Below are 15,622 nucleotides of genomic sequence, written 5' to 3'. Positions count from 1 at the left end.
ACCGCCACCTCGTTGTGGGACCGACGGTTCACGCTCTACTTCACCGCCCGCGCGGTCTCGTTGCTCGGCGACGCGATGATGCCGGTGGCCGCCGCGCTCGCGGTCGGCCCGCTGTACGGGATCTCCGGGGTCGGCCTCGTCCTCGGCACGTGGACCGGGACGTTCGTTCTCCTCGTCCTGTTCGGCGGCGTGTTCGCCGACCGCGTCGGAGCGCGGCGGATGATGGTCGGCGCGGACCTGGTCCGGGTGCTCACCCAGGGTGTGCTGGCCGTCGCGTTCTTCGCCGGCACGCCGCCGTTCTGGCTGCTGGTGACCATGGCGGCACTGGCCGGTGGGGCCGTCGCGATGTTCCAGCCCGGGGTGAACGGGATGGTTCCGCTGGTCGCGCGGGAACCGCAGCGGGCCAACGCCACGCTCAAGGTCGCCGACGCCCTCGCCCACCTGCTCGGCCCCGCCCTGGCGGGGCTGCTGATCGTGCTGACCGGCGCGGGGGCCGTTTACGCGATCGATGCCGGCACCTTCGTGCTCAGCGCCCTGTGTTTGGCCCTGATCCGCCTTGCGCCCGCCGAAGGGTTCAAGGGGACCTCGACCGACGCCGACTCCCCTGCTCCCACGTGGGGTTCGCTCCGCGGCGACCTGCGCCGGGGATGGCAGGAGTTCCGCTCCCGCACCTGGATGTGGGCGGTGATCCTGATCTGGGTGGCTTACGGCGTACTGCTCTTCGGCCCACTGGTGCCGCTGGGCTCTGCGCTGATCGGAGCCCGACTCGGCCCGAATGCCTATGGCCTGGCCGTCTCCTCCATGGGCGTCGGAACCGTGCTCGGCGGCCTCTTGGCACTGCGACTGCGCCCCGCCCGGCCGCTGGCCGCCGGTGCCGTCGCCATGGCGCTGTTCACCGTGCTGCCGCTCTGCGTGGCGTTGGGCGCGGGGCTGCCCGTACTGCTGGCGGGCCACGTCCTCGGCGGCGGCGCCTGGGCGTTCTGGTCGGTGATGTGGGCGACGAGCGTGCAGACCCACACACCACCCGCAGTGCTCAACCGGGTCACCGCGTACGAGCTGGCCGGCTCGGTGTCCGGGATCGCGCTCGGCCAGATCCTGGCGGGACCGGCCACTGAACTGGCCCCGCCGGAGGGGCTGCTCCTGGTCTCGGCGGGCACCTGCCTCGCGGGGTCCGTCGCGTTGCTCTCCATCCCGGCGATCCGCACCCTGCGCCGCGTCACTTCCACGGACACCGAAACGCCGGCGACCCCGGACGATCCGGACGGATCGTGAACGGCCGCCGACATGGGTACCGGCCTCTCGGTGGTCCGCTACCAGCTCGACAGCAGGTACGACGTACCGATGGCCGTGGCAGCCGGCCGGACCTCCTGCTGCTTTCCGCCGCCTCCTGGGTCGGGCGGGGTGAAGGCCTCTCGCGACGGAACCGACGCGGCCGGCGTGATGCTTGAAGAGAACCTGGTGACGCAGGTCCGGTCCTACGCCTGCGCATGGACGGCGGGGTTGACGGAGTGCCACGGAAGACACGGAGTGCGGCGCGTGCGTGGTCCGTGGGGGTGGCGCCCTTGCGGTGGACCGCGGAAATCGCCGACAAGAGGGCCGGCTACCGGGGGTCGTGGTCGGGGCGGAGGGCTTCCGAGGGTGCTCCGGGTCGGTCACCATGGAGGTCCGTCGACGATCCGAGGGTGCCGATGAGCCAGGGTGGGGACGTTGTGGACGGACGCCCGAAACAGGTCGGACCCGCGCCATGGCTGGCGCCGGCCTGTCTGCTCGGGTTGCTTCTGGCATACCTCGTGCTGACCAACTTCACCCAGGAGTTCCGGGCGGCGCTCTGGGGCAGGCCCGGGACCGTGACCGAAACCGAGTGCCGGACGTACGACAACACAGTGGCCAATGCGGGAACGTCAGAGCACTGCTCGGGCGCCTTCACCCCGGACGACGGCGGCTCGCCGTTCAAGGTCCCCGTCGAGGGCGACATCAATTCGCAACCCGTCCGTGCGTGGCTGGTGGACGGCACATCCGGCACCGCATACGTCTCGCCGACCGTGTGGACGGGAGTGCTCCCGGTCGGGCTGTCACTCCTCCTGACCGGCCTCCCGACGGCGGTGACGGTGAAGCACGTGCGCCGCGTCCGCGCACAGCGCCATGGGTAGCCACTTCAAAACCTTGATCCCCTCACCCGGCTCCTGATCAGCCCGCCAGCTGCTCTTCGGCGACTTCGACGCGTGCGCAGGATCCACTTCCGAACACCGCGCCAAGGCTGCCGAGGCGCCCGTAGTGCGCAGGTGACAGCGGCACGGCGAACCGCACGAGCGCACTGAGCAGGGACCGGAAGGCCAGTTCCGCGCAGACGGTCGTGGCGCACCGCCGTAGCACGGCTGAAGCCGCGGACCACGAGCACGGCCATGCCCGCGAACTCGAGCCAGCCGGACAGCTGCTGTTGCAGGGTGCCTTTGCCGCGGCGACGTACGGGGCCGCCGTGCTCCTGGTCCTGGGCACGGTCCAGCCGGAACCGATCGGGCATCCCTTCACGAAGGCGTCCGGCCTCGGCCAGGCCGGCGGGGCGTCGACCTCGCGGACGGTGTCGATCGGATCGGGGAAGCTGTCCTCTCGGCGGGCCTGGGCCGGCGGCGAGGACAGTCGGCGGTACATCGGCGGCGTGTTCGGCAGCACGTCCTCGGCTGCGAGCCGGTACATGACCTGTTCTCCACCGTTTCGCTGCCTCGCGAGACAGTGACCGGCCGCGGGGACGGAGTGTCCGAGGCGTGCGCTTGGATGACCACGTGACCGTTCATGACATTGCTCGGCAGCTGCCCGAGATGGACGTCCTCCGAGATCATTGCCGTTCCATGGCCATGCTGGAGGCGGCCTTGAGTCCCGAGTGGGGCGATCGCTACCACTCCTTCAATGCCCGGTGGTCCGAGACCGAGTCGATGGCCTCGATGCGCGACGGATCGGGTGATGAGTACTCGATCGTCTTCGCGGCCGCCGGCGCGTACATCCGGGGGTTCGCCCATGAATCCCCTATGAGTCCTCATGCCGAGGACGGGCCGTGGCCCGGCGTACTCGACGAGGTTCCCGAGGTCTTCCGTCCATGTGTCCAGGAACCTGCGTTCTCTGACGAGGACGGCATGCCTGTCCTTACGGCATGCATCTGGCGCGAGGCGGGTGACGATGCTTGGAAGACGGGGGCGATCGACTTCCCTGAAAACCCGGTAGGCGACCCGGATGGCGCTGGGCGCCTGTTCCGGTTGCTCGCGGATCGCTCGGCAGAGGCGTTTCAGCAGTGGGCCGAGGACTACTACGAGACCACCATCAGTTTGGAGGCTGTCCGCCATGTTTTTGCCTTGCGCCCCCTGACCGAAGCGGTACTCACTGCGTTGAACCCTGACGTCACCCTCGACGACCTCGCGGGCGACCTTGCCGAGATCGGCTATCCGCAGAGTTGAGGCGCTGAAAGAGGTGACCGAACCACTCGTGGCGGTGAGACAGGTAACAACTGGACGGAGACCACCTGTCGCAGCATGACCTTGAGCGGCGCGTACCCGTCGACAACCTGCCGCGCCCGTTCCACGGCCAGGGGCCGCCGGATCCGTTGACGCGTCATACCGGTACATGTACCCCTGCGCGCGGCCGCCGGCTCCCGGGATACGGATAGACCTCAACACGCCCGCCAGGCCGCATCCCAGTCGATTTGTTCGTCCTCGCCGCGCAACCGGCGTCGTTCACAGCCCTGACCTGCACGCTGATCCCAGAACAGAGTCGGACATCAGGCAAAACTCGCATCAGCCCTCTAACTGTCGTCTCAGGTTCGCTCGGTAGGAAGTAGGCGTCCAGACAAGCGATGCAACCCGTATGTAGGAGGCTAGTGATGGCAGTCAACGCAGCGCCGTCCGGGGAAGCGCCGGCCGGTCGGTTGGCAGGCCGGTGGGTGCCATGGTTGGTGATTGGCCTGTGGCTGGTGCTGGCGGCGGGCATGGTGCCGCTGAGTGGAAAGTTGAGCTCGGTCACCACCGACAGCGCCGTGGACACCCTGCCGGCCAGTGCCGAGTCCACCAAGGTGGCGGTGCTGGACGACAGTCTCCCCGGCGGTGACAACAACACGTTCGTCTTCGTGTACCACCGCGACGGCGGTATGACCGACGCCGACCGTGCGACGGTCGAGCGCCACTACAACGCCCTCGCCAAGCGGTATCCGCCGAAGGCGACGGCGGCAGCCGGCGAGGACGAAGAGGGCTCACCGACGAGCCCCTCCGCCGACCGCAAGGCGATGGTGTTCACCCTCGAGGTGAGTACGACCTACGGCGCACCGGAGGACATCGTCGGCCCGTTGCGTGACGCCGCGAAGGACCGCCCCTCCGGCCTGGAACTCGACGTGACCGGCCCGGCCGCGATCGACGGCGACATGGATGCCGTCTTCGACGGCATCGACGTGCAGGTCCTCCTCACCACCGTCATCGTTGTCACGCTCCTGCTCATCCTCACCTACCGCAGCCCGGTGTTGTGGATCATCCCGCTGGTGGCCGTCGGCGCGGCCGCACTGACCGCGATGGGGACCGTCTACCTGCTCGTCAAGGGCTTCGGCATCGTGGTCAACGACCAGAACTCGGCGCTGCTGACGATCCTGGTGTTCGGCGTCGGCACGGACTACGCGCTGTTGCTCATCGCTCGGTATCGGGAGGCACTGCACCACCATGAGAACGTCCGGGTCGCGATGGCCCACGCGCTACGCGGCGCGGCGCCGGCCATCGTGGCGTCCGCGGCCACCGTGGTCGCCGGCCTGCTCTGCCTGCTCGTCGCCGACCTGAACAGCACCAGCGGGTTGGGCCCGATCGGCGCGGCCGGCATCCTCTGCGCGCTGATGGCCATGCTGACGCTGTTCCCGGCGGTGCTCGTGGTGCTCGGCAGGCGGATCTTCTGGCCGGCCATCCCGCGGTTCAGCACGGCCATGGAGGAGAAGCCGGGGCTGTGGGGACGGCTCGGCACCGCCATCAGCCGCCGCCGGTGGGTGGCGACGCTCGGCTCGCTCGGAGTCCTCGGCGCGCTCGCCCTGGGGCTGGCGGGCAACACCGGCGCCCTGCGGGAGCAGGACCAGTTCCTGTCCGCGCCGGAGTCGGTCACCGGCTTCACCGTTCTCCGCCAGCACTTTCCGGAGCTCGGCGGCCGGCCGATGACGGTCTTCACGCGGCCGGCGCACCAGGAGCGGGTGCTCGACGTCGTCAGAGCAACTCGCGGCGTGGCCCTGGCCATCCCGGAGCAGACCAGCGGTGGCTGGGCCAACATCTCCGTGTTCCCGAAGGACGCGCCGGACACCGTCGCGGAGTACGACACGATCAAGCGGGTGCGCACCGCCGTGCACGCGGTGAGCGGGGCGGAGTCGATCGTCGGCGGGCCGAGTGCGGAGAACCTCGACACCCAGGTGACCACCGAGCGCGACGAGAAGCTGGTGATACCGCTGGTGCTCGCCGTCGTCCTGATCGTCCTCGCGCTGCTGCTGCGCGCGATCGTGGCCCCGCTGGTCTTGATGGCCACCGTGATCGTCTCATTCGCCGCAGCCTTCGGCGGCAGCGTGTTCGTCTTCGACACGATCCTCGGCTTCAAGGGTGTCGACTCCTCGGTGCCACTGCTGGCATTCCTGTTCCTGGTCGCGCTCGGCGTCGACTACAACATCTTCCTGGCCAGCCGGGCCCGGGAGGAGACCGTGCGTCTCGGCACCAAGGAGGGCATGCTCAAAGCCCTCTCAGCCACCGGTGGCGTCATCACCTCGGCAGGCCTGGTCCTGGCGGCCACGTTCGCGGTCCTCGTCACACTTCCGCTGGTGATGCTGATCGAGGTCGGGTTCCTGGTGGCCTTCGGTGTGCTGCTCGACGCCCTGCTGGTGCGGTCGGTCCTGGTGCCCGCCCTCACCCTGCTGATCGGCCGGCGGATATGGTGGCCGAGCAGGCTGTCCCGTCCGGCGGCGGAGCTGCTGGAGGGTCAAAAGCCTCTCGCCGACGACGAGGAGCTCGCGCTGCAACGGTGAGCGCGGCGGCACGGACGAGTTCCGGGACGGGCCCCAGGCCCGTCCCGGATTTCATGGGCCCGCGACCGCCGCCCTTTGGTCCTGCGCCACGCGCCGGGCCGAGGTAGGCGCATCGCGGTGTCCCGCCCCGCAGGTGAGCCGTGCAGGGCCATGCCCGAGGGCCGCCGTCCCTTGTCCCGCGCTGCGCCGCCGGGGCGGGTCAGCGCACCGCGGAGTCCTCCCCGGCGGTGAGTCGCGCGATCGGGGCGGACGGGGCCTCGGCCGGAAGGTCGACCCGAAGCAGCGCGCCACCGCGTGCGGAGCGGGCGACGGTGGCCCGGCCGCCGTGGGCGTCGACGACCCGCTGCACGATCGACAGCCCCAGACCGGATCCCGGCAACGCCCGGGCGCTGTCGGCACGGTAGAACCGGTCGAACACCCGCGGTACGTCGGCGGCGTCGATGCCCGGCCCGGCGTCGTCCACCTCGACCACCGCCGACGAGCCCTCGGCACGGAGCCGGACCTGGACCGGACGGTCCGCGGGGGACCACTTGCCGGCGTTGTCGATTAGGTTGAGCACCGCCCGCTCGAGCGCAGCGGGACGCCCGCTCACCCACACGGAGGTCACGTCGAGCGTGACCTCCATCTCGGGCGCGCGCGAACGCGCCCGGGTCGCGGCGGCCGCCACCACGTCGGCGAGGTCGAGCACCTCGGTGCTCTCGTCGCTGGTGTCACCGCGCGCCAGGTCGGTCAGCTCGGCGGCAAGGGTGCTCAACTCGGTCACCTGGGCGCCGAGATCGTTGAGCAGCCGGGTCCGGCTCTCCGCCGGCAGTGCGCTGTCCAGGGTGCCGCGCCGATCGAGCCGGATCAGCAGCTCGACGTTGAGGCGCAGGCTGGTGAGCGGGGTCTTGAGCTCGTGGGCGGCGTCCTCGGCGAGCAGCCGCTGGGCCCGCCGGGAGTTCCGGAGCGCGGCGAGCATGTCGTTGATCGACTGGATCAGCCGCCGGATCTCCCCACCGCCCTCATCCGGGATGTCGGCGTCGAAATCCTGGGTGTGCGCGACACGTACCGCAGCGGCGGTCAGCCGGTCGATCGGTGCGAGCCCTGTCCGCGCCACGGTCCGCCCGACAAGGGCGCCGCCGACCACGCAGAGCAGCCCGATCAGCAGCATGCCCAACCCGAACCGGTTGATCGGGCTGTCGTCGACGGCGCGGGCCACCTGGACCGCGCCGTCGCCCGCCCGCAGCGTGTGGATGAGGTAGCCGTCGTCGTCGCTGTCGTTCGACTCCATCAGGTCGGCCGACACACCCTGCGCCACGCGCCCGGCGTCCTCGCTGACCGGGGGCAGAGCGGGTTGGCCGGCCGGCGTTCGGATCGAGCCGTCGGGCAGGATGACCCGCACCAGCCGACCGGACCCGGGATACGGCGGCAGTTGGACCTGCGCCAGACCGGCGCGTTCCGCGTTCGTCGCCAGGACGCGGGAGTCGGCCCGTAGCACATTCTCGGCGGTGTCCTGCAGCTCCCAGTCCAGTAGCTCGCTGGCCACCTGGAAGGCCGCGAACACGCTGACCGCGATGGCCGTCGCCGCGATCACCGTCAGCCTGGTCCGCAAGGACCGCAGACGCCACCATCGGGTCAGCCGGCCTGGTTCCCGGCCGGGGGGCCCGCTCACGGACGGGTCTCCCGCAACGTGTATCCCAGGCCTCGCAGCGTGTAGATCAATCGCGGCTCACCCTCGGCCTCCATCTTGCGGCGCAGGTAGCTCACGTACACCTGGAGGTTGTTGGCGGTGGAGCTCATGCCGAAGCCCCAGATCGCCTCGAAAAGCGCGTCGCGGGTCAACACCCGGGTCGCGTTGCTCACGAGGACCTGCAGGAGGGAGAACTCGGTCCGGGTCAGACGCAGCGGCCGCCCGCCCCGCCACGCCTCGAACCTGTCGGGATCGAGCCGGACGTCGGCGAACGACAGGATCTGCGACTCCTCGTCGGTCGGCGTGCGCCGGCGCAGCAGGGCCCGCACCCGGGCCAGCAACTCCTCGGTGGCGAACGGCTTGGGCAGGTAGTCGTCGGCGCCCGCGTCCAGCCCCGCGACCCGGTCTGAGACCTGGTCACGGGCGGTCAGCATCAGCACCGGCAGATCCCGACCCGCGGCGCGCAACCGCCGGCAGGTCTCCAGCCCGCCGAGGCGGGGCATCATCACGTCGAGGAGCAGCAGATCCAGCGTGTCACCGCCGACCCCACCGAGCCCGTCGAGCACGGCGAGACCGTTGGCAACGGTGCTGGTCTCATATCCCTCGACCTGGAGCACCCGCTCCAGCGACTCACGGATGGCCACGTCATCATCCGCGATCATGATCCGCACGCCGGCCCGCCCCCTTCCAGTCGATGTTTTTGCCGCTCATTGTCCCCGATCAACCTGAGACCAGGATTAGAGCGTCGCTGGGGACCGCGCTTTTGCGGATGCCTAAGAAATGGAACCCACCGCGGCTCATGAGCTGGGGAGGACCGGAGGAACAGCACCGCACCCGGCAACCGGACAGTGGGTCCTCCGCGCCGGCGCACGAGAACACCGTCGGGATCGCACTGTTGGACAAGGCCGCCGCCGACACCCACGCCGTGGAGAAGTCCTCGGTCGACCAGGGCCTCAAGAACGCCGTCGTCGCGCACGGGGAGAAGGTGGGCATCGGGGTGGAAGCCATGGAGCCAATCCCGCGCTGACCGGGTTTGTTCCCCAGGCCGAGCGGTGGGTCGTGGAACGTACCTCTGGGATTCTTGATGCTGCACCGTGGGCTGGTGCGCGACTACGAGCATCAGCACCGCAGTTCGCGGTCGCGGGTGGACTGGGCGATGACCGCGGTGGTACTGCGTCGGCTGACCGGGGCGACCACACCGGTCCGGCGCACCGCATGACCGACGGGCAGCTGACGCTCGGCGCGATGCCGGGGCGGCGGGAGGAGCGGGAACGCGAGATCAGCGCACGGGCCGAGACGATTCGGGAATGGGGCGCGCAGGTGACCGCACAGTTCGAGTATCGATTTCGGGACCGCGGCAAGCCATGGGCGATATTCGAGCATCGAAACAGCGTGACAGGCCATCTCACCGGGACTGACCTTGCGAACCGCCGGCGTGAACACGAGAGGCTCCGAATATGCCAACTTGTACGCGACAGAACAGGGACCGCGGTCCCGCGGCCCATCCAGAGACCTCGCAGGGACAACCAGAGCGCTCAGGAGCCAAGTAGCAGGTTCAGGTCGCGGGCATCGGCGGCGACGGCTACGTGTACCACCGCATCCGGAACGCGGCGGGCAGCTGGAGCCGGTTCCAGCCCGTTGCGGAAGCGGGTGGCGCATCGACCTGCTCCGCCCCGCGCGTCCATGTCGCCGCCCTCCCCGACGGTTTCGCCCAGCTCCTGGTCACGAGCCGGCGGCCAGTCGTGACGCGTGGGCGGTGACACGGCTCCAGGCGGTGGGCAGGTCCTCGGCGCAGTCCGGATCCAGGAGCAACCGGTGGTGCAGCCACAGGGCGCTGCGCGTCGCGCCCTCGGCCACGGGCAGCGACCTCGGGGCTCCCGTCCGGGGCCGGAACGCCGGCAGCAGGTGCCATGCCGGGAAGAGGACGCGCGCTGGGATTCCCTCGGCGGCCAGGGCGCGGACGGTGGTGGCGTTGTCGAGCCCGTCCGTGAGGGCCGCCTCGGGCAGTCGGAGGAGGACCATGTAGTGGTCGTGCCGGGTGACCCGGGGATCGACCGCCGCGAGGGCACCGGCCGGCAGGGCCCGGTCGAGGCGCTCGTACGTGCCCTTCCGGCGAAGCCACAGGGCGTCGGTTCCCCCCATGTGGCTGAGTACCAGGGCCGCGTGGAATTCGCTGATCCGTGCGTTGGTCCCCGGTTCGAGATGGTCGTAGTCGCAACTCCCTCTCGGTCGACCACAGTTGGCGACGCGTTCGACCCGTCCGGCCAGGGCTCCGTCCGAGCGGATCAGTACGGCGCCGCCTTCGCCGCCCGGCCACAGCTTCGCCGCCTGGAAGCTCATCGCGGTCATGTCGCCCGCCGAGCCGACGGGCCGGCCGTCCCATGCGGCGGCGACCGCCTGGGCGCTGTCCTCGATGAGGAGCAACCCCTTTTCGTCGCACAGCAGCCGGGCACCGGTGAGATCGGCGGGTTGGCCGCCGAGGTGCACCACCACCAGGGCCTTCGTCCGCGCGGTGACGCTCTCGCGGGCGGACCCAAGGTCGAGGGAGAAGGTGTCTGGCCGCACGTCCGCGGGCACCGGCGTCGCGCCCACCGACGAGACCGCCGAGGCCGACGACACGAAAGTGGTGGCCGGGACGATGACCTCGTCGCCCGGTCCGATGCCAGCGGCGCGCAGGGCGACTTCGAGAGCAAGCGTTCCGTTGGTGACCGCGACGGCGGCGCGCACCTCGAACCGGTCGACCAGTGCGGCTTCGAGGCGTTCGGCGGCGCCGTCGCCGTTCTGCCACCAGTGACCGCTGTCGAAGACCGCGTTCACGGCGGCGCGGGCCTCGGCGGAGGGGCTGGGCCAGGCGGGGAAGGGCCGGGTGCGGACGGGCCGGCCTCCCAGGGCCGCGGGTAGGTCGTGTGGCATGGGACGGCTCCCGTTCGGACGGGCCGCACGGGGCGCTCCCACATCGGGCCGCGAAGGACCGACAGTGGGAACGGACTGCGGAACGGCACCGGCGGAACGCCGTGTGCGGCCAGTGGATTTGCAGTTGGATCCACCCCTGTTCGAGGCTAACAGGACGCCGGTTGCCGCGGCGGGGTACGGCGTCGAATCGTCCGGAAGGCGGACCGATCGAACGACAGGGAGCGGCCGCAGCGGCGGCCGCACGCGGCTGCGGCCAACTCGATCGACCGGGAACGCGGTTCCTGCCGGCTGCCGACCGAGCGGCGAGCGCAGCGGTGCCGGGCCTCGCATCGAGGAGCAGGAATCCCGCCGGAAGGACCGCCGGCGCGGCACGGACGTACCCCCCGGGCAGCGTCAGACGGCTTCGGTGGCGAAGAGTTCCAAGTGGCCGCAGCGGGGGCAGCGGTACGCCTCGATGCGACGGCGGGGCCGGCCCAACCGCTTGGCGCCCCCGAACATACCCCGCTCCAACGCCCCGGCGATCCAACGGGCGTAACCGCGGGAGCCCTCCCCCGCGTCCTCGACGAAGCCGGGTTCGAGGCCTGTTCCGCCGCAGTACGTGCACTTCATCCCATCCACCGGACGAGTGTACGAAGCGGGCGCGCGTCCCGTCTCACGTTTCAGTGGCGGGGTCGGCGGTGCGCGAGCAGAAGGGTCGCGGGGTCCGTGGTCCCGCCCATTGACGGAACCGCGCGCGGCGTACCTGCGCAGTCGAGGTAGGGGCCGTGCCGGCGGTGGCCTGCCGCGTGCCGGGCTCCGGTCGACCCGGTGGCCTGTGGAGGTGATGCAGAAGAGGATGCACCCGCAGAGCACCCACGGAGCAACAGAGTGTGACGAATAATCCCGTGCTCGGCCGGTTTCCCCCAAGGCACGGGAAGGCGCCATGCGCACGAAATATGCACGCCTACGAATATGGTCGCCCCCGCGGCCGTCGGCGCCGCCGGTACCACCGCGCCGAGGGCCCCGCTTTCCTGGAGCACCTCCAGGGTGAAGAGGGCGCCCCCTGCTCAGCAGCGGGAGCAGCAGGCCGCCGCACACCCGGATCCCACGCCGACGGCGCGGGCAGCGGCGGCGAACCGGACTCGCCGCGCAGTGAGGACGGACCGAACAGCTGGAACCGGAGGTCCTGGGGCGGCGTCCCGGCTGGACCCACGGAGCCACGGGCATTCACGGCAACCGTAGCCCTCGCGTTCTCTCCACCTCGGTACCGGCCGGCCAGGTTCCGGGCGAGGGCCGAGATGAGCGGCGCCCGGGGCACGGAAGCGGGTCGCGCAGGCGTCGACCGGGAGGGGGCGGCAGCATCTCCTCATGGCCGGTGTGCAGTCCTCCGGCGCCGTCGTCCGCGAAGTCCGCTTCCTCTGTCCGTGCGGCAGTGGGAAGCGGGGACGTACGCGCGCCGCGCCTCCGCTGGTAGGCACCGGTTCGCCGGGCGGCTCCGGTGGCACGAGGGTGCGGTGTGAACGGCGCGGTGAGCGCGGCGAGGCGTTCCGGGTGCGCCGAGGCGAGGCTCGGGTGAGGGGGCCGCCCTCGTCGTGGCCGACCGGATGGACCCGGTCGCCGGGCCCTGCGGGCGGAGGCCTCGTGGTGGAGGCCCGATGGCGGCTACGCGCGGCATCGTCATCGCCTTTTCGGCTCTCGGACCGGCGGGCCCGCAGGTCAGGCGTGCGGAGGGGTCACGGCCCCACGTGGGCGGCGCCGCCCACGGCGGGGACCGGGGCGAAGTTGAAGGTGGGGGCCGGGGTGAAGTCCGAGGCGGGGACCGGGGTGAAGTGGTGACGGACGGCCCACTCGGCGGCGTCCAGCGAGAGGTACTCGCCCCGCACCCGCCCCTCCCGGGTCCGCACCTCGTAGCGGTCGGCCATCGGGTGGATCTGGTACTGCGCGGAGCTCTCCGTGCGGATCATGGCCCGTTCCTTCGTGGCTGTGGTTCGGTCACGCTTGCTTACCCGTCCACCCTGCCCGTACCGGATCGACCTCGGCGTCGGGCAACCGCCCGGTCCGGCGGATGACGAGTGACCCTCCCGGCGAGTACGTACGCGTTGTCCCGGCCACCGTCCGATCGGATGACACCCGGCGCCGGCCTTGGTCCACAGGTCGTACCCCCGCCGGGAAGGCGATGCCGCGACCGATGAGGCTGTCCGCCATCAGCCGGCCGGCGCGTTCCGCGCCCACCAGGTTGCTGATGTCCGACAGGAGCAGGGTGAGCGGGGCGATACCTGCCGTCCGGAAGCCGTAGTCCCGGGCACGGAGCAGCGGCAGCATCGCTCCCGGCAGGAGTACGACGGGAACCTCCCACCCACCACGGCGCAGGGCGGCAAACGTCACGACGGCCACGAGGGTCCCGGCAGCGGTGCCGACCACCCGGCCAGGCGCGGGACGACACCGGACCGAGGTCGGGCTTCAGGCGGCTCGGGAACGGGCGGGTGCGCAAAGGGCCAGGACCAGCGGACCGCCGCCCACGACGAGCAGGGGCGGCGCCCATACCGGCCCGGACGGGGGGGAGCGCCCCGGTAGCGAGTACGGCATTCGGCAGGAGCACCGGCAGCATGCTCGAGGGGAGGGCCGGTGCCATCACGGCTGCCCAGGTCATCCAGTCGTGACCGGTGGCGAGGCTCCCGAGCGGCGCGCCCCCTGCGCGCCGCAGCAGGCAGGCGGAGACATCGCGCAGCCGGTCGCGGCTTGGGCGCCGTCGCGGCCGACGGACGGCCTCCTGTGCGCCGCCCTGCACGATGCCCGCGCTGTCACCCCGCTGCCCCGCCGCCGGTGACCGACTCCGTCGCCACCCATCAGGCGCGCCGGCGAGCGGTCACCCAGCGAGTGCCGGATCAGTCCCACCAGAAATCCCAGCGGTGGGCGCCAGTGATCCGCTCGGCATACGCGGCCAGTGTGTACGGTCTGCTGCCCTGCCAGATGTTGTCAGGGCAGAACGCGAAGTGCTCGGCTGCAACCAGCAGAGCCTCATGCTCGCTCACCGGCGGCGCGGCGACGCTGAGGTGCAGCGTGGAGAACCCGACCGCGACGACACGGGCTCCGAAGCGGTGTTCCCAATCCCGGACGACCGCAGAGAATTTCGCGGTGTCGTTTTCGTGGTTGCAGGGGCCGGCCCAGCCCACGGCTGTCAGCGCTTCGGCACCGGACGGAGCGGCAACCAGTCCCAGACGTGTCCGCGGGCAGTCGGTGAGGAACGCCTCCGCGAACTCTGATGCCAGTTGCTCAGGTTTCATTGCCGCCCCCCGGCCGGCAGCAAGGCCGGGCCATACCTCTCCGAAGGGAGCCGTAACGGCAAGGCGCTCTTCGACATCGAGCGCGTCGTCGTCATCGACGGCCGTGTGGGTCGCCCACCACTGTTCGAGCAGGCCGGCAGGATCATGGCTTGCCGGGGAGGACATCTGCTCGGGGAAGACCTCCCCCGACCCCCAAGGGCGGAACTCGGCATCGTTCGGGTCCAGCGCGTCGAGGAGCAGCGGCCACAAGCCGGAACGTGCGTGTTCGGTGTACATGCGCGTCCACAGGTCAGGCGCGGCCGGCCCGTCACTGAGCCACAAGGGCTGTCGATCTCCGTCGCCTTCATCGGATGTGACCATCCGGCCGGGTGGGAGCAGGCCATGGAGGCTCGATCGGGATTCAGGGTGCACGGGCCGGATGCTGGTGCTGCGGGCAGGGGGTGTCACTGGGAGGGTCCGTGCGATCGATCCTGCTTCTCCTGACCTTTCCCAGCCTGTCGCTGTTGATGTCATCCGTCGAAACGGGTCCAGTCGACGGGGAGGTCGGACAGCGGTTCCAGGGCGCTTCGGTGGGTGGCGCCGGCCCAGACGTTGAACTGTTCGCCGTCCTGGCTGCTGACATGCACGACGAGTCCGGGAGCCACGTAGAAGTGGGTGGGTGCCCAGGCGCAGAAGGGACGCAGGGGTACGAGGTGCAGTGCTTGGGTGAGCTGAGCGACCTGTGTTGCCGTGAGTCTGCGCGGCAGGGCCAGGTAGTCGGCCCCCATGGAAGCCTCGAAGAGGGAGAACTGGATCAGGAATCCGCTGAGCGGTTCCTGCTCGGCGATCGGTTCCTCGGCGAATTCGCGGAACCAGACGGTCGGATCGGCCTCAGGTCCGTCGAGCGTCCACAGCAGTGACCAGAAGAACCCTCCTTGGTTCTCGGCGCCGAAGACAAGCATCTCGCCCAGGTGGTCGGTGTGCAGGTCCGGCTCGGGCAGGATGCTGTTCTGGATTCCGAGGGCACCCGGCCGGTCCTTCGCGAGCTGGTACAAGTGCTTCAGTCCAGCAGGTAGGCGTGACGGAGAACAGACTGCAGGTGGTTCGGTGGCGCCGGCGGCGGGGTACCAGCCGGTGACGAACTGTTCCAGCGCTGCCGCACGGTCACCGTTCACATTCCTGAGCCACTCCAGGCCAGGCAGGTCCACCGGGGAACGTGGTGGGCGGACCAGGCTGAGGAGCTGTCGGCTCAAGGGTGCTTCAAAACGCAGTTCGCAGTGGGTGAGAACGCCGTCGGATGTGCTGGCCTGGCTCACGTCGGCAGTGCCCAGGTCCAGGACCTCTTCTCCGAGACGGACCGCGATGTGAATCAGCGACGCGCTTCCTGCCTTGTCCCAGGGCGACCCCATCAGTCGCTCCGTGACCGGGGCCGGTGCGGGCCCGATCAGACGTATCTCCTCAGCGCTCCACACACCGCTCCTGGTGGGTGCGTCACCCGCCTCCAGGGTGATCACCATCCCCGCCTGGCCTACGACGATGTCGGCGCCCCCCACCAGGAACGGTCCGGCGATCGCCGAGCCACCGAGGAGCACGGGTATGCGCTCCTCATCGAACACCCGTGCCGGAATTGCGGCGGAGCCCTGATCCGTCATCCCAACATCATCGTCGACCACCACGGGGCATCTCCAATGTCTGCCGCCTGCGGCCGTCAAAGAATCAGCGCCAGAGCCGGTACCTCCCCACCCTGGCGGTCACGATTCCCCAGGGGAACGCCGACCG

Annotated in this window: 16 protein-coding genes; 5 read left to right on the top strand and 11 right to left on the bottom strand. The window is 70.4% G+C overall.

Annotated features, from left to right (window positions below; all coding sequences use genetic code 11):
- Positions 1-1,272: MFS transporter (locus tag ACFVS6_RS34820; RefSeq protein WP_389710376.1), on the top strand; the 1,272-nt coding region annotated here is incomplete at its 5' end.
- Here ACFVS6_RS34820 and ACFVS6_RS34815 read toward each other — a convergent pair.
- Positions 1,217-1,591 carry a hypothetical protein gene (locus tag ACFVS6_RS34815; RefSeq protein WP_389710374.1) on the bottom strand — a complete coding sequence of 125 codons (375 nt, stop codon included), beginning with the start codon at positions 1,589-1,591 and terminating at the stop codon, positions 1,217-1,219. The genes ACFVS6_RS34820 and ACFVS6_RS34815 overlap by 56 nt on opposite strands.
- A gap of 181 nt (positions 1,592-1,772) precedes the next feature.
- On the opposite strand from ACFVS6_RS34815, the gene ACFVS6_RS34810 reads away from it, so the two are divergent.
- Complete coding sequence (locus ACFVS6_RS34810) at positions 1,773-2,150, top strand: hypothetical protein (protein ID WP_389710372.1); 378 nt, start codon at positions 1,773-1,775, stop codon at positions 2,148-2,150.
- Between the two features lie 37 nt (positions 2,151-2,187).
- On the opposite strand, the gene ACFVS6_RS34805 is transcribed toward ACFVS6_RS34810, so the two are convergent.
- Positions 2,188-2,694, bottom strand: a complete 507-nt coding sequence (locus ACFVS6_RS34805) for a hypothetical protein (RefSeq protein ID WP_389710370.1) — start codon at positions 2,692-2,694, stop codon at positions 2,188-2,190.
- An 86-nt stretch (positions 2,695-2,780) separates the two neighbouring features.
- Between ACFVS6_RS34805 and ACFVS6_RS34800 the strand changes: the two genes are divergently transcribed.
- Together ACFVS6_RS34800 and ACFVS6_RS34795 are read left to right on the top strand one after the other, a co-directional pair.
- Positions 2,781-3,446 (top strand): hypothetical protein, encoded by a 666-nt coding sequence (locus ACFVS6_RS34800; RefSeq protein WP_389710368.1) that lies wholly within the window; start codon positions 2,781-2,783, stop codon positions 3,444-3,446.
- A gap of 422 nt (positions 3,447-3,868) precedes the next feature.
- Positions 3,869-6,019 (top strand): MMPL family transporter, encoded by a 2,151-nt coding sequence (locus tag ACFVS6_RS34795; RefSeq protein WP_389710366.1) that lies wholly within the window; start codon positions 3,869-3,871, stop codon positions 6,017-6,019.
- A 199-nt stretch (positions 6,020-6,218) separates the two neighbouring features.
- On the opposite strand, the gene ACFVS6_RS34790 is transcribed toward ACFVS6_RS34795, so the two are convergent.
- Together ACFVS6_RS34790 and ACFVS6_RS34785 are read right to left on the bottom strand one after the other, a co-directional pair.
- Positions 6,219-7,670, bottom strand: a complete 1,452-nt coding sequence (locus ACFVS6_RS34790; protein WP_389710364.1) for an ATP-binding protein — start codon at positions 7,668-7,670, stop codon at positions 6,219-6,221.
- Positions 7,667-8,359, bottom strand: a complete 693-nt coding sequence (locus ACFVS6_RS34785) for a response regulator transcription factor (RefSeq protein WP_389710362.1) — start codon at positions 8,357-8,359, stop codon at positions 7,667-7,669. Before ACFVS6_RS34785 ends, ACFVS6_RS34790 begins: the two co-directional genes overlap by 4 nt.
- A 128-nt stretch (positions 8,360-8,487) precedes the next feature.
- On the opposite strand from ACFVS6_RS34785, the gene ACFVS6_RS34780 reads away from it, so the two are divergent.
- Positions 8,488-8,715 (top strand): hypothetical protein, encoded by a 228-nt coding sequence (locus tag ACFVS6_RS34780; protein ID WP_389710360.1) that lies wholly within the window; start codon positions 8,488-8,490, stop codon positions 8,713-8,715.
- A gap of 92 nt (positions 8,716-8,807) precedes the next feature.
- Here the strand turns inward: ACFVS6_RS34780 and ACFVS6_RS34775 are convergent, their stop codons facing one another.
- From ACFVS6_RS34775 to ACFVS6_RS34745, 7 genes are all read right to left on the bottom strand, one after another.
- Positions 8,808-9,131 carry a hypothetical protein gene (locus ACFVS6_RS34775; protein WP_389710358.1) on the bottom strand — a complete coding sequence of 108 codons (324 nt, stop codon included), beginning with the start codon at positions 9,129-9,131 and terminating at the stop codon, positions 8,808-8,810.
- Positions 9,132-9,410: 279 nt separating this feature from the next.
- Entirely contained in the window at positions 9,411-10,601 is a 1,191-nt protein-coding gene (locus tag ACFVS6_RS34770; RefSeq protein ID WP_389710356.1) for a DegT/DnrJ/EryC1/StrS family aminotransferase, read from the bottom strand.
- Positions 10,602-10,994: 393 nt separating this feature from the next.
- Complete coding sequence (locus tag ACFVS6_RS34765; protein WP_389710382.1) at positions 10,995-11,210, bottom strand: hypothetical protein; 216 nt, start codon at positions 11,208-11,210, stop codon at positions 10,995-10,997.
- A 1,103-nt stretch (positions 11,211-12,313) separates the two neighbouring features.
- Complete coding sequence (locus ACFVS6_RS34760) at positions 12,314-12,544, bottom strand: hypothetical protein (protein WP_389710354.1); 231 nt, start codon at positions 12,542-12,544, stop codon at positions 12,314-12,316.
- A gap of 28 nt (positions 12,545-12,572) precedes the next feature.
- Positions 12,573-13,001, bottom strand: coding sequence for a hypothetical protein (locus tag ACFVS6_RS34755; protein ID WP_389710352.1), 429 nt, complete (start codon positions 12,999-13,001; stop codon positions 12,573-12,575).
- A gap of 464 nt (positions 13,002-13,465) precedes the next feature.
- Positions 13,466-14,140, bottom strand: coding sequence for a DUF4253 domain-containing protein (locus ACFVS6_RS34750; protein ID WP_389710350.1), 675 nt, complete (start codon positions 14,138-14,140; stop codon positions 13,466-13,468).
- A 233-nt stretch (positions 14,141-14,373) separates the two neighbouring features.
- Positions 14,374-15,519 (bottom strand): hypothetical protein, encoded by a 1,146-nt coding sequence (locus ACFVS6_RS34745; RefSeq protein ID WP_389710348.1) that lies wholly within the window; start codon positions 15,517-15,519, stop codon positions 14,374-14,376.
- Positions 15,520-15,622 lie beyond the last annotated feature (103 nt).

It is taken from the genome of Streptomyces sp. NPDC057939, assembly GCF_042887545.1.
Taxonomy (GTDB): domain Bacteria; phylum Actinomycetota; class Actinomycetes; order Streptomycetales; family Streptomycetaceae; genus Streptomyces.
Note: the sequence above shows the minus strand (reverse complement) of the source record. Positions and strands in the feature narration are given on the sequence as shown.

What these genes read in the sequence shown, in the direction of transcription:
- ACFVS6_RS34760 (WP_389710354.1), bottom strand. Translation starts at nt 12,544, where the DNA reads ATGATCCGCACGGAGAGCTCCGCGCAGTACCAGATCCACCCGATGGCC.
- ACFVS6_RS34765 (WP_389710382.1), bottom strand. Translation starts at nt 11,210, where the DNA reads ATGAAGTGCACGTACTGCGGCGGAACAGGCCTCGAACCCGGCTTCGTC.
- ACFVS6_RS34780 (WP_389710360.1), top strand. Translation starts at nt 8,488, where the DNA reads ATGAGCTGGGGAGGACCGGAGGAACAGCACCGCACCCGGCAACCGGAC.
- ACFVS6_RS34770 (WP_389710356.1), bottom strand. Translation starts at nt 10,601, where the DNA reads ATGCCACACGACCTACCCGCGGCCCTGGGAGGCCGGCCCGTCCGCACC.
- ACFVS6_RS34805 (WP_389710370.1), bottom strand. Translation starts at nt 2,694, where the DNA reads ATGTACCGGCTCGCAGCCGAGGACGTGCTGCCGAACACGCCGCCGATG.
- ACFVS6_RS34750 (WP_389710350.1), bottom strand. Translation starts at nt 14,140, where the DNA reads ATGTACACCGAACACGCACGTTCCGGCTTGTGGCCGCTGCTCCTCGAC.
- ACFVS6_RS34795 (WP_389710366.1), top strand. Translation starts at nt 3,869, where the DNA reads ATGGCAGTCAACGCAGCGCCGTCCGGGGAAGCGCCGGCCGGTCGGTTG.